The organism is Mesorhizobium sp. CNPSo 4684, from assembly GCF_057784315.1.
Genome location: NZ_JBWLUX010000002.1, coordinates 164856 through 177990, shown reverse-complemented (window position 1 = coordinate 177990; position 13135 = coordinate 164856). Strand labels below are relative to the sequence as shown.

The following is a 13135-nucleotide window of genomic DNA, read 5'->3' as shown; positions in this document are numbered from 1 at the left end:
GATGAGGCGACCATCCACCCACGATGCGATTGTTGTCGGCGCCGGGCCGGCGGGCAGCTCACTGGCGCTGCTGCTGGCCCGACGCGGGTGGGCCGTGGCGATTGTGGAAAAAAAAATGTTCCCGCGCCGCAAGGTGTGCGGCGAATTCATCTCGGCAAGCAATCTAGCGCTTCTCGACCGGCTGGAGATCGGCGCGGCGTGGCGCGCCAATGCCGGCCCCGAAATCCGCCGCGTCGGCTTCTTTTCCGGCGCGACTTGCATCGAGGCGCCGATGCCGCGTGCAAAATACGAGCCTCCTGTAAAAGACGCCTTCGGCCGGGCGCTGGGCCGGGACATGCTGGATTTTTTACTGCTGCAGGCGGCGCGATCGGCGGGCGCCGAAATCTTCCAACCTTGCCGCGCTGTCGCCATTGATCAGGACGGCGGCATGCAAGCGGTGAGAATTCAGGCAAAAGACGAGAATTCCGGGGGCGGGACGACATTCTTGCGGGCTCCGGTGGTCGTCGCCGCGCATGGCTCCTGGGAACCGGGACAGCTGCCAAGCCAGCTCGGAAAGGTCTGCCACCCGTCGGACTTGCTCGGCTTCAAGGCGCACTTCACCGGGGCATCACTCGCGCCTGATCTGATGTCTCTGCTGATATTTCCCGGCGGTTATGGCGGCATGGTCCTGGCCGATCATGGCCGGCTGTCGATCTCGTGCTGCATAAGGCGTGACATGCTCGCGCGGCTGCGCAAGACCCGTGGCTCCGAACCTGATGACCCTAGGCAGGATGGCCATCCGTCGGCCGCTGACGCGGTCTTTCGCCATCTCATGACTTCCTGCCGGGGGGTGAGCGATGCTCTGGACGGAGCCCGCCTCGACGGTCCGTGGCTTGCAGCGGGACCGATCCGGCCTGGCATCCGCGCCTGTTATGAAAACGATATCTTCCGTGTCGGCAATGCCGCCGGGGAGTCTCATCCAATCATCGCCGAAGGCATCTCGATGGCACTTCAGTCCAGCTGGCTGCTAGCCACGGAACTCGCTGATGCGCCAAGCGACCGGGCAGGGCGCGAAGGTACCGGCAGACGCTACCAGGCCGCCTGGAGAGGACTGTTTTCGACGCGTGTCTACGCGGCCGCGGCTCTCGCCGGAATGGCCCTGCGTCCCGGAGGCGCGGTATTGATAGGCGCGGCTGTCCGGAATTTTCCGCGAGCACTGACACTGGGCGCGCATATGAGCGGCAAGACGAGGGCGATCCCCGGTCTTGGGTGATCCGCGCGGCATTGTCCGAGCAAGGTTATGGAACATTCCATCGGAACCAGCGTTTTACCAAGGTTTTGAGGCTATTTGCCTCAATTGCTTAGCGGAGCTTTATGATCGTCACGCGCCACATTTGTTTGGAGGCATCACGATGACCCACAACCCGCACAGCACAGCCAGCGTCGCCGGCCATCCAATTCATCCCATGTTGATTCCATTCCCTATCGCTTTTTTTGTAGCTACCTTCGTTTGCGACTTGATCTTCTGGCGAACAGGCAATCCGGGATGGGTCACCGGTTCACTGTGGCTTCTCGGAGCGGGCCTGATAATGGCGGCCCTGGCCGCTCTTGCCGGCTTGACCGACGTTCTGGGCGATGTTCAGATTCGCAATCTCACGACGGCATGGCTTCATGCAGGGGGAAATATACTCGTCGTCCTGATCGAACTCTACAACTGGTATTCCCGATACGAACATGGGGAGGCGGCTGTGGTTCCCACTGGCCTGATCCTCTCGTTGATAGTGGTTCTCATCTTGCTGTTTACAGGCTGGAAGGGATGGGAAATGGTCTATCGGCATCGCGTGGGTGTCGCTGACGGTTCGGACGAATTGCGCTGAACCGGCGCGGCTTGCAACCCGACTAAAGATCTTCCACTGAGGTGAAGCGCCGCCCGTTACCTGCCACGCCCTGGCAACCGCCTGCCGAGTTGCATGAAATGGGCTACGACATGATCCTTTATCCGACGACGCTTTTGTTCCGCGCTGTCCATGCCCTGCAGCAGGCGCTCGACGATTTGCGGCAAGGCAAGCCACTGGTGCCGGAAGCAAGCGTCGACCTCGCGGGCTTCGAGGACATCGTGCGCATGTCTGAATAGGCCGGGATCGAGAACCGTTTCATGGATCAATCTCGCGACGGCGTGATAAAGAAAATCAAGCAGAAGCTGTCAGGACAGTGACCCCGCACGGCCCGCGACCAAGCACTTCATTTCCCGACGGCCTGCCGTTCCCCAAAGCGGTGATATTTGTGACGATCACGAATGAATTCATTGAAGAAACGGCCTTTGGATGAAGCCTTTCTGAAAGCGGCGTAGGTTGCCGGTGCCACGTCCTCATAGTCATAGCGAATACCGCTCGGCACGAACCAGACGGAGAGGATCCTGGTCGCCGGGTCGTAGTTCGTGTTGCGGATTACAGTCGATGGCATGTCGGCACCCGATGTCGCTCGGACAAAACCCGCTGGGGATTGTCCGGTTCCACTGCGGACAGCCGGTTTTCATCGCCACTCACTACCTGTCACGCGGATTGCCGAATTCCGCATCGCGCTTTCTGGAATATCGGTCGATACGCGGCAGGTCGTCGTCACAGTCGACCCAAGGCAGCCTCAGGTCCCAATAGCATGTGCCCTGAGGCCGGAACGCTTCCTACTGGTGGACTGCGGAAATGATGTGGTGGTCGCTGTGCCTTGGGTGATTGCGGCGCTTATGCTCACAGGGTTGCGGGTAAATCGGGCTTGGCCGCACAATTCGGACGACCTTTTCAACGGTGTCGATTGCCCTAGCTGTTCTCCTCAGCCGGTTACAGCGTCGGAGAACTAATGAACCCCGTCTCATCTTGCGATACGCCACTGCTGCGCATCGCTTATCTCGAAGCCGGGCCAGAAAACGGTCCGCCCGTTGTCCTGCTCCACGGTTGTCCGGACGATGCGGCCACTTACGCGCATATTTCGCCGGTCCTTCATGACGCGGGCTTTCGGACGTTTTCGCCGTGGCTGCGAGGTTTCGGACGGACATCGTTCCTGTCAAAGGAAACCATGCGGTCAGGCGAGATTGCCGCAATGGCGCAGGACGTACTGGATTTTGCCGATGCCCTTGGCCTCAGCCGCTTTGCGGTCGTCGGGCACGACTGGGGTGCACGGATCTCCTACCTCCTGGCGTCGGTTTTCCCGGATCGCATCAATTGCTGTGCTGCGCTATCGCTTGGCTGGCAACCCGGCAAGCCGGCAACGCCAGCACCTGAGCAGGCGAAAGCATTCTGGTATCAATGGTTCATGGCGACGGCGCGCGGCGCCGAGTTCGTGAGAAAGAACCGCAAGGAATTCGCCAGATTCCAATGGGACAGCTGGAGCCCATTGGGCTGGTTCGACGATGCCACTTTCGATGAAGTGGCTGCCTCCTTCGAAAATCGGGATTGGCCTGAGGTGACAATGCATTCCTATCGGGTTCGCTGGGGGGAGGCGGAGCCCGATCCCCGCTACGCGGAGCTGGCCGCCCGGCAAGCATCGGTCAACATCATCACCGTGCCGACCTTGACGCTTCATGGTGGCGATGACCGTGTTGTGTTGACCGCATCGTCGGAAGGGCTGGAGGAGCATTTCACCGGGCCCTACAAACGAGTGGTCCTGGATGCGGTCGGGCACTTCCCAACACGTGAGGCCCCACAAGAGGTTTCTGGGCTGTTGGCGAGCTTTCTCCACAGTTACGGCAGGCGATAAAGCGCCTGGCTCGGCAGTCATTCGGCTTCATCGGACAAGCTGGAACCTGATGCATCGCCGCGCATTTCGTCTCCATGGTCCCGATCAATCGCCAGCCAGGGAGAATCTTAATGCAAACTCCAGTCGCAACTCCAGAACACCACCACCCACTAACCATAGAACCGTTTGCCGGCACGGTAACGGTGCGATTCTCCGACGCCATAGTCGCGGCCACGGAGCGCGCGAAGGTACTCAGGGAAGAGGGACATGAGCCAGTGTTCTATATCCCTTTCGAGGACATCTATTTCGAGCTTTTCGAAAAGACAAACACGACAAGCAAGTCTCCGTTGAAGGGGACAGCGAGCTATTGGCGTGTCCATGCTGTCGGTGGCTCGGCCGATGACTTCATGTGGGCATACGAGACGCCGGATGCGGCAGCACGGGCCATCGCACGCCATGGCGCTTTTGATCCGAAAAAGGCGCGCATCGACGTCGACCCGTTGGAGGACAAACGGCACACGCCACATGTCATGGAATAGGGCAGTCTTCGGACTGAGAAGAGTTTCCACGTGCAGAAGCAGCGCCGGGCCTGGTCGTTCCACCTCATTCCGGCGCCGTGGCGGGTGCCGTATATCGCCGCCGAACCGCGTCGAGCACGCGCTTGCGGCTTTCCTCGGCTGAAAGCGTTTGGTCCTGTTCCGCCTCGGCCGTTTCGCGTGCCAGGTCCTTGTCCCTGATCTGATGGCGGAACCATTTGGAATAGTCGCCGGCGCGCAAATGAAACTCCCAGGTCTTGTCGTCTATGCCTTCAGCCATCTGGGCGAAAATCATCAGATTGTGGGCCCTGAGGTTCATCGCATCGTCAGGACCGTGGAAATAGAAGCTGCCGGCTTCATCGAGCTGCCCCTCGGCATATTTGCGGCTGTGTCGCTTGAGCGACTGGCGTGGCTCGATGACTTTGACCATGGCAAGTTTCTTGCGTTTCTGTGGTCGCCAGAACAACACGCGCTCGCCCTTGGGTGAGGAAATTTCCTTTGGCGGCTCGATGCCAGTCTCGCGGCAGAAGACCTTCACGACGTCCTTCGCCTTGGGGCCAAGCGCGATGATAGCCGTCACCAGGCGCAAGACGTCGGTCGAGATCGCTTCCGGGTGGACAGTGATCAAGATCGTGCCTGGCAATTCCAATGACAGAACCGCGCGCGTATCGTCGCGCCGCTTGGGCAGGAGATGGTGCGCTTCGTCGATGACGAGCCAATGCGGTCTCGCGGTGCGACGGCGGAAACTACTGAGGCCAGGCAGCAGGTCGGCAAAGAAATCCGGTCGCTCATTGACGCGCAGGGCCAGTCCATTGACGACGACATTGCTGTCGGCCTTGGCGATCAGATCCAGCACTTGATCTTTTGTCGGCGCGCTTGAGCCGTCTCCCAGGCGAACGGCGCCTTCGAGACCGTCATAGTCGCCCTCGGGATCGAAGACGCAGAACTGGAAGCCGCTCTCGACGAAGCGTTCCGTCAGCGCCGTGGCCAAGGTGGATTTGCCGATGCCCGAACTGCCGGCGATGAGGACCGTATCGGTCGGCGACAAATAGATCTCGTCGCCGCCGGCTGATCCGAGAACGATGCCGTCATGGCGTCTCGGCACGATCTCATGATCGCGCTTGATCAGTTTGTCGATCAGTTCCTCCACGCCCTTCCCGCGGGCGCCACGCATGACCAGATCGGCTGTGGTCTTGACTGCGGGAATTGCATTATCCACGGCGACGCTGCAGCCACATGCCTGCAGGAAGGCATGGTCGTTCTCGGCGTCGCCGACACCAACGACATTGTGTGGCGAAAGCCGAAGGTCCTGAAGTGCGGCAGTCAGTCCGGTAGCCTTGTTGATGCCACTCGGCAGGATCATCACCGCGCCCTTGTTGAAGATGATTTCCAGCTACAGCCCAAGCTCCTTGATGACCTCGAGCACCTTGGTCTGATGGGGTTCCCAGGTCGCGACAATCGACTGTCCGACCGATAACGGCTTGACGCCCTGCTTCTTCAGCCTAGCGACGAATTTGGGCTCAGGCGATGGGGCGATGGCCCGTTCTTCCTCACTCGCTGGTGTGTAGATCAGCGCCCCATTCTCGGCGACGACCTTGTCGAACAGGCCGATGTCGGGAAAGACGCGCTTCAAATCGGGCAGTTCGCGCCCGGTGACGAGAACCATCTTGCGCCCGGTTTTTTTGAACCGCTCAAGGGCAGCGAGCGTTTTCGTGGTGACGGTTCCGTCATGAGCCAATGTGCCGTCATAGTCCGTCGCCAACGCAATGAAATACATTCTGCCCGACCTTTCACCGTTCCGGTTCGCGCTCCGGTCAGAACGTATGATTGAGCCAAAGGCTCCTCGGCGGGATCGCAGGATTTCCAAAAAGGGGTGACGGTTCCACCCCGGAAATCAGGAACTCCTCCGGTATCGGCACGTTGACCAAGGCAAGCCGGGGTCCGGTCCCGGCCTTCGCGGGTGGCAGGCAAAAACTCGCCGCCGAAATGCACATTGAACGCAATGAAAGGCAAGGCCATGGGCTTTTTTTCGAAGGACATCAAAACACTTGACGATCTCTTCGTGCACACGCTGCGCGACATTTATTACGCAGAAAAGCAGATCGAGAAAGCGCTGCCGAAGATGATCGACAAGGCAACCGACCCGCAATTGAAAGCGGGATTTGAAAAACACCTCGACCAGACTAAGGGTCATATCGAACGTGTCGAACAGGTGTTCGAGTTGCGTGGCGTCAAGGCCAAGCAGATCAACTGCCCGGCAATCGACGGCATCCTTGAGGAAGCCGACGATGTGAGTGGCGACGTCGACGACAAGGAAGTTCTCGATGCGGCGCTGATTGCATCAGCTCAGGCCGTCGAGCACTACGAAATGACCCGCTATGGCACGCTCATCGCTTGGGCCAAGCAGCTTGGCCGCAGCGACTGCGCCAACGTGCTGGCCAAGAATCTGAAAGAAGAACAGGCGACCGATCGCAAGCTCACCGAAATGGCGGAAAGCAAGATCAACCTGCAGGCAGCGGAATAAGCCTACTCAAAATCGGTCGGCCGGCACATTTAGCCAGCCGGCCGAGCAGAACTTCCCCCCCCGTAGGTTCGCTTGAAGTGGCCGCAAGGAGCCGGCAATGGCTCTGGTTTCGTGGCGCGCGATCGGAGCGTGTGGCGGTATCTCAGCCGCGGCCTTATAGCCACCAAAGGACTTTGACTGCATCTCTCGGCCCGTATTGAGTTCAAGGGACTGGATGGCACCCGAGGCGACGCCGCAGCGCGGAAAGATTGTTGAAGCACGAGGCGGCCCCATCCGTACTACGACAGCGCCCTTAGACGATTGAAAGGACACCGCCGTCGACGCGCAGACCAGCGCCGCTAGTCGCCGACGCTTGCTCCGAACAGACGTAGATGACCATGTTTGCGACTTCTTCGGTCGTCGCGAACCGATTGATCAGTGTTCCATATCCTCAATCACTATACGACGATAGTCAAAGTCGCTCGGCGCGGGCCTTCACCAGTTGATATAGCATGTCGCGAAGGCGACGAAGCCCTATTAGCCACTTCTGTCTCATCACGTTTTCGTCCCTGTTGAAAGCAACTTGCTTCGCAGACTGATTCAGATGAACTGCGCGGCCGTGGCCACCCCGACCAGCGAAGTGGCGAGACCGGCGGTGCGGATGGCTCCCGGCCAACCGGCGAATTTGGTGGCGGACAACACGCCCACCGCATGCAGGATCGAAGTGGCGAGGACGAAACCGACGGCATAAGCGAGGCCACTGTCGCTTTCGGGAATCTCAAGGCCATGGGCGTTTCCATGGAACAATCCGAACAAGGTCGTCAGCGACATGGCGACGGCCAGCGGCAAAGGCTTCGCCAGACCGACCATCGCCCCGAACACCACGAGCGACAGTGCGATGCCGGTTTCAAGGGAGGGCAAGCCGATGCCGGCGACTCCGAACAGGGCTCCGACGACCATAGCGGAGACGAAGAGCAACGGAACGAGAAGAACGGCGCGCCCGCCGGTTCTCGCGGCGATCATGCCGACAGCTACCATCGCGAGCAGATGGTCGATGCCGAACAGAGGATGCTCGACGCCGGCCAGGAAGCCATGGACGTGATAGCCGCCCGGATGGGCGAACGCCAGCGAGGGCGTCAAGACGGCTAAGGCCGAAAGGATAGTCATGCCAAGTCTTTGGAGCGTTTTCATGGTTGGGTCTGTCCGATGAATGAGGTTGGCGAATGAGTTCAATGTCCGGGAACGGCGAATTGCGAGGCAGCGGAACGGTCGGCAAGGGCGCGCGCCGCGGCGAAGCCGAGATGTTTTTGCTGGGTGCCATCGTGATAAATGAAAGCAAGGCGGCGGCGGTGCGATGTCAGGCGCGCCGGCAACGGATGATAGGCGACGCCAGTACCGCCGACGAGCGGCATGACCGCGCCGACATCGACCAGGTCCTCGGTCTCGACGCGCAGCAAATGAAGCCTCACGCCGTCCTCCATTTGACCAACAAAAGGTATGCCGGCGAGACGCAGAAAGCTGGATGGGTCCGGTGCTCGCGCAAATCCTTCCAGGAAGGCCGTTTCAACAAGATCGAGATCGGCCGACGCGGGATCGACAGGCGACTCCTGGGCCTGGTCAGATGGCAGATGCGGCGTCTGCCATTGCAGCGGCTTGCCAGCGGGTCCGTTGTGGCCAAGCGTGTGATGATCGTTCGGCCCATGGTGATGGTGGCCGTCGCGATGGCCATGAGAATGGTCATGATCGTCGTGCATGGTCAGAAACTCACCGGTTTGTCGATGATGGATTTGTGCTTGCCGAGATTTCCGTGGGCGACCATCGAACCGAGCGCCTCGACGACGACGCGCACACCGAACAGCGCAGTGATGTCCGACGTGTCGTAGGGCGGCGATACCTCGACCACTTCCAGCCCGCAGATGCCCGGCGCCGTCACCAGTCCGAGAAGCTTGAGCGCCTCGCGCGGCAGGAAACCGCCAGGCTCTGGCCATCCCGTGCCGGGCACGAAACCGCAATCAAGGCTGTCGACGTCGAAAGAGATGTAGACGGCATCGGTGTCCTTCCAGGCGAGTTCGAGAGCGACTTCCGCCGCCTTCTCGAGCCCCATCTGCTCAATATCCGAAATGGTGAGCACGTTAGTGCCCCGCTTCCTCGCCTCGGCGACGCCGTAGCGGGGAACCTGCCAGCCGCCGATGCCGAGTTGCACGAGATTGGTTGCCGAGACATTCGGCAGGTTGGTCGCCCAATACCAGGGCGTGGTGTGCATGCGCTCGTCGAGATCCTTTTCCTGGATGTCGATATGCCGATCGAAATGGATGATGCCAATGCGCTTCGAGGTGACGTCGGCGATGCCGCGCACACAGGGGAAGCCGATCGAATGGTCGCCACCCAGCATGATCGGCAGCGCGCCCGACGAGGCGACATGGCTGACGCCCTTGGTGATCTGGTCAAAACTCTTTTCGAGGTTGGCCGGAATGGTGAAGACGTCGCCGGCGTCGCAAAGCGTCATCTGTTCGCGCAGATCGACGCCGAGTTCGTAGTTGTAAGGCGTGTAGAGCGCCGAGATACGGCGGATGCCTTGCGGACCGAAACGGGTTCCCGGCCGGTAGGTGGTGCCGCTGTCAAAGGGAATGCCAATGACGGCCGCATCATATTTGCCGACATCGCGGACGTTTTCGACATAGGGCGCCTTCAGAAAGGTGTTGATGCCAGCGAAATGCGGTAGCTCGCCGCGCGCGAACGTCGGGATCGACTTGTCGATGATCGAGTCCGATCCGGGCAGGCCCATGTCGAGCGCCCATTGCTGCTCCTTGCGCCAGCCGCTTTCCGGCAGCTTCCCCTCGGCCTCGATCGACTTCCAGCCCTGCGTGCCGCGGGCATCAAAATCAGGATGGTGCAAACGGCGCGACGGCTCTCGGGCGACCACGCCCGCCCGGCGGTGGCTGCGTTCGGGGATATTTCCAAACATTCTAAGATCTCCCTTGCGACGCCGTCGTCGCCATTGCTGCATCCGGCCGGGCCGTCCCGACCATCGCGGCCACCTTGGCCACGTCTCGTGAGGAAGCCCGGTTCTTACGGTCGAGCTTCAGATCGTAGGTGATCGTCGCGCCGTAGGCCGACGGGAACTGCGGGTCGTGGCGCACCTTGTCGAAGACCAGCACGCGGGTGCCGAGCTTGAAGGCCTCGCCGATGTCGTGGGTGACCATCACCACCGTCATGCCATGCTCGGTCCAGAGCTCGGTCAGCAGCTCGTGCATCTCGGCGCGGATGCCGGGATCGAGCGCACCGAACGGCTCGTCGAGAAGCAGGATCTGCGGACGGCCTAGCAGGGTCTGCGCAATCGCAAGCCGCTGCTGCATACCCCCAGAGAGCGATGCCGGATAAAGGTCGCGCGCATGGGCAAGGCCAACCCGTTCCAGCATGGCCTCGGCCTCTTGCCTGGCGCTTCTGCGCCTGACACCGAAGACGCGGCCAAACGGCCCGCCCGAGCGAAAGTCTTCAACCAGCAGCAGATTCTGAATGGCGGTCAGATGCGGAAACACCGAATAGCGCTGAAAGACGATGCCGCGCTGCGGTGTCGGCTCGGGCACAATCGGGCTGTCGCCGACGATGACCACGCCCCCGCTTTGCTGTTCCTGACCGAGCAGGATGCGCAGGAACGTCGATTTTCCGCAGCCGCTGGCGCCGACCAGTGACAGGAATTCGCCGGCCTCGGCCGTAACGTTGACCCGCTCGAGCACCCGGGCATCGCCATAGCTCTTCTCCAGCCCATGGACGACGATGCGGCTCATTTGGCCTCCACCGGATGAGCCCAGGGAGACAACGCCCGGGACAGTCGCACCAGAAGCCAGTCGGTGATGACGGCAAGCAGCGTAATCCAGGCGACGTAGGGCAGGATGACGTCCATCGACAGATAGCGACGGACGAGGAAGATGCGGTAGCCCAGTCCTTCTGTAGAGGCGATGGCTTCGGCGGCGATCAGGAACAGCCAGGCTGGTCCGAGTGCCAGCCGCACGCAGGTGATGAGCCGTGGCATGACCTGCGGCAGCACGAGCCTTAGAACCATGGTCCAGCTGTTGCCGCCGAGTGTCTGCGCCTTGGCGATCAGTTCCGGCGGCAACTCCATCACCCGGTTGGCGATGTCGCGCACCATCACCGGCGCCACGCCGATGGCGATCAGCGTGATCTTGGCCGTTTCGCCGAGGCCGAGCGCAATGAACAGGATCGGCAGCAGCGCCAATGGTGGGATGACGCAGATGACGGTGACGAAGGGTAGCAGGAAGGCCCGCACTCGCGGAATGAAGCCGATGGCGATGCCGAGCGAAAGGGCGACCAGCGTGGCGGCGGCCACCCCCGCGAACAGCCTGACGAGACTAGCATAGGTATCGACCCACAGGATGAGATCGCCGGAGCGTTTGTCCGGAACCGTGGCAAGGTCCAGGAAAGCTGACCACATCTGTGCTGGCGAGGGCAGCAGCTTGTCGGCAGGGTTGGCGTCCAGCCTTTTGCCCGACGCTATCAGATAGGCGCCCGCTGCGACCAGAAATGGCAAAGCGCCGAGAAACAAGGCGCCACCTCGGGAGACGCTTGCGTTGATCATGCGAAGGCGCACCTTCGGCCCTGGCTGGGGAGGGCGCGTACCCTCCCCACCCGCCTCGGAGACTGCATTCATGATGCCAATGCCCCTGGCTAGCATGTCATGCCTATGTGTCAGGGCGTTGCGGTTGCAGCCTCAGCCATGAAGGCTGGATCGAAACGCAGCTTGACGTTTTTGGCGTCGCCCAGCGTGGATCCGTCGGGAAAACTCATGCCGACCACATCGACACTCACCGCGTTTGTGCCGAGGATGCCGTGGCTGAACAGAAAGTTGCGGACAAGATCCATCGTCTTCGGCAGTTCGGCGCCCTTGGTGAATTCGACAGCCTTGGCGGGATCGAAGAACATCGCTGTCGAGGCAAGCTGCGCGTCGAAGCCGGCGAGATCAGTGCCGGACGCCTTGGCCATCTCCTCCTTGGCTGCTTGGCCTTCCGGCGTGCCCGAGGTCATCAGACGCATCGCTTCGTACCATGCGCCAACAAGCGCCTTGCCCAGCGCGGGGTTGTCCTTCAGCGTCTCGGTGTTGACGACCATCATGTCGATGATCTCACCGGGAATCTGCGACGAATCGAACACCTTGTGAGCACCCGGCATGGCGACGATCTCGGAAACCAGCGGGTTCCAGGTGACGACGGAGGTGACGTCGCTGGTGCCATAGGCGGCAACCATGTCGGCATCCGAGGTGTTGACGACGGTGATGTCCTTCTCGGTGAGCTTGACCGTGTCCAGCGCCCGCGCCAGCAGATAATGCGAGACCGAGAGTTCGACGAGATTGACCTTCTGGCCGGCAATGTCGGTGAGTGCAGCTTTGTCCTTGAGGATGACGGCGTCGTTGCCATTGGAGAAGTCGCCGATGATCATGGCTGTGCTGTCTACGCCGCCGCCCGCAGGGATCGACAGCGCGTCCATGTTGGTCATCGCACAGCCATCGAAGCCGCCGGCTGTGTACTGGTTGATGCTCTCGACATAGTCGTTGATGCGGGTGACCTCGACATTGATGCCGTATTTGTCCGCCCATTTCTTCATGATGCCGCTTTCGGCAAGATAGCCCCACGGCATCCAGCCGACATAGATCGACCAGCATATCTTGAAATCTTTCTTGGGCGCTGCGCCGGCAGCGGAAACGATAGGAAGGCTGAGTGTTGCGGCTAGGATGATTGCGGCCAGCTTGCGAAGCATTGCGTACCCCTGTTCGCGATCCGGATTGCGTCCGGACTTTATGTTGGGGTTTACAGAGCGCGCATCCGGGAGAGGTTCGCGCCAGCAAACCCGTGCAGGGTTCTCCCGGGATTTTGGCCCGCCGTGTTCCGCCGGATGCCTCAATGCATCCCGGGCGGTCGCATCTCTTGGACCAGCACCGCTCTAACCGCGGTCGGAACCCTAGACGCTCTGCACATGAAACAACATGCAAGGTGTGTGCCAGGTTCGAATGGCACGGTTTGCACGACATATTCGCGTGCGCCGCCCCTCGACCCGCCGCGCCGATGATAAAAAATTCATCGCGGCGCCCGAAGATTGGGCAACCTTGATCGCACACCAACCGATGACAGTCCTGGTCTTCCGAATCCCCGTACCTACCGAAGAACTCGTCAGGGTTTGAGGCATCGTGGCCGAACACCAACGGTAGCTGCCTCCGACACGAACATCCATCTCGCAGGAACGCAGGAACATGCCCATCGACTTCGGCGCCCTCATGGATTTCCATGAGGTGCAGTCGGCGCATGGCGGTATTAGTGTCGGGGCGTGAATTCGCCAGCCCAGATATCCACGATAGGTGCTACACCAAACGCTGACA

General features: G+C 60.7%; 13 protein-coding genes, 3 pseudogenes and 1 riboswitch. Of the genes and pseudogenes, 6 read left to right on the top strand and 10 right to left on the bottom strand.

What is annotated here, in order from left to right:
• Position 1 precedes the first annotated feature (1 nt).
• From AC04SG_RS02360 to AC04SG_RS02350, 3 genes are all read left to right on the top strand, one after another.
• Positions 2–1252, top strand: a complete 1251-nt coding sequence (locus AC04SG_RS02360) for an NAD(P)/FAD-dependent oxidoreductase (protein WP_488549761.1) — start codon at positions 2–4, stop codon at positions 1250–1252.
• Between the two features lie 139 nt (positions 1253–1391).
• Positions 1392–1856: a DUF2231 domain-containing protein gene (locus AC04SG_RS02355; RefSeq protein ID WP_192259672.1), complete on the top strand. Its 465-nt coding sequence runs from the start codon at positions 1392–1394 to the stop codon at positions 1854–1856.
• A gap of 98 nt (positions 1857–1954) precedes the next feature.
• Positions 1955–2113 carry a hypothetical protein gene (locus AC04SG_RS02350; RefSeq protein WP_488549760.1) on the top strand — a complete coding sequence of 53 codons (159 nt, stop codon included), beginning with the start codon at positions 1955–1957 and terminating at the stop codon, positions 2111–2113.
• Between the two features lie 107 nt (positions 2114–2220).
• Here AC04SG_RS02350 and AC04SG_RS02345 read toward each other — a convergent pair whose 3' ends face one another.
• A complete protein-coding gene (locus tag AC04SG_RS02345) occupies positions 2221–2442 on the bottom strand; it encodes a KTSC domain-containing protein (RefSeq protein WP_352558252.1) in 222 nt (73 codons plus the stop codon).
• Positions 2443–2832: 390 nt separating this feature from the next.
• Between AC04SG_RS02345 and AC04SG_RS02340 the strand changes: the two genes are divergently transcribed.
• The gene (locus AC04SG_RS02340) at positions 2833–3729 is read left to right on the top strand and encodes an alpha/beta fold hydrolase (RefSeq protein WP_488549759.1); all 897 of its coding nucleotides are present in this window, start codon (positions 2833–2835) and stop codon (positions 3727–3729) included.
• A gap of 110 nt (positions 3730–3839) precedes the next feature.
• Positions 3840–4247 carry a DUF427 domain-containing protein gene (locus AC04SG_RS02335; RefSeq protein ID WP_488549758.1) on the top strand — a complete coding sequence of 136 codons (408 nt, stop codon included), beginning with the start codon at positions 3840–3842 and terminating at the stop codon, positions 4245–4247.
• Positions 4248–4311: 64 nt separating this feature from the next.
• On the opposite strand, the pseudogene AC04SG_RS02330 reads toward AC04SG_RS02335, so the two are convergent.
• Positions 4312–6021, bottom strand: a pseudogene (locus AC04SG_RS02330) (HAD family hydrolase).
• Between the two features lie 240 nt (positions 6022–6261).
• Between AC04SG_RS02330 and AC04SG_RS02325 the strand changes: the two are divergent.
• On the top strand, positions 6262–6768 hold the full coding sequence (locus tag AC04SG_RS02325) for a YciE/YciF ferroxidase family protein (protein WP_488549757.1): 507 nt from the start codon (positions 6262–6264) through the stop codon (positions 6766–6768).
• Between the two features lie 292 nt (positions 6769–7060).
• Here the strand turns inward: AC04SG_RS02325 and AC04SG_RS02320 are convergent.
• The 8 genes and pseudogenes from AC04SG_RS02320 to AC04SG_RS02285 all read right to left on the bottom strand — a co-directional run.
• Positions 7061–7189: pseudogene (locus AC04SG_RS02320) on the bottom strand (SDR family oxidoreductase); the annotation flags it as partial.
• Positions 7190–7347: 158 nt separating this feature from the next.
• Complete coding sequence (locus AC04SG_RS02315) at positions 7348–7914, bottom strand: HupE/UreJ family protein (RefSeq protein WP_436260850.1); 567 nt, start codon at positions 7912–7914, stop codon at positions 7348–7350.
• Between the two features lie 62 nt (positions 7915–7976).
• A complete protein-coding gene (locus tag AC04SG_RS02310) occupies positions 7977–8501 on the bottom strand; it encodes a hypothetical protein (RefSeq protein ID WP_488549756.1) in 525 nt (174 codons plus the stop codon).
• A 2-nt stretch (positions 8502–8503) separates the two neighbouring features.
• The gene (locus tag AC04SG_RS02305) at positions 8504–9712 is read right to left on the bottom strand and encodes an agmatinase family protein (protein ID WP_112559951.1); all 1209 of its coding nucleotides are present in this window, start codon (positions 9710–9712) and stop codon (positions 8504–8506) included.
• A 1-nt stretch (position 9713) separates the two neighbouring features.
• Complete coding sequence (locus AC04SG_RS02300; protein ID WP_488549755.1) at positions 9714–10535, bottom strand: ABC transporter ATP-binding protein; 822 nt, start codon at positions 10533–10535, stop codon at positions 9714–9716.
• Positions 10532–11344, bottom strand: coding sequence for an ABC transporter permease (locus AC04SG_RS02295; RefSeq protein WP_488549754.1), 813 nt, complete (start codon positions 11342–11344; stop codon positions 10532–10534). Before AC04SG_RS02295 ends, AC04SG_RS02300 begins: the two co-directional genes overlap by 4 nt.
• Positions 11345–11454: 110 nt before the next feature.
• Complete coding sequence (locus AC04SG_RS02290; protein ID WP_488549753.1) at positions 11455–12519, bottom strand: putative urea ABC transporter substrate-binding protein; 1065 nt, start codon at positions 12517–12519, stop codon at positions 11455–11457.
• A gap of 100 nt (positions 12520–12619) precedes the next feature.
• Positions 12620–12735, bottom strand: a riboswitch (guanidine-I (ykkC/yxkD leader).
• A gap of 169 nt (positions 12736–12904) precedes the next feature.
• Positions 12905–13029, bottom strand: a pseudogene (locus AC04SG_RS02285) (ATPase); the annotation flags it as partial.
• Positions 13030–13135 lie beyond the last annotated feature (106 nt).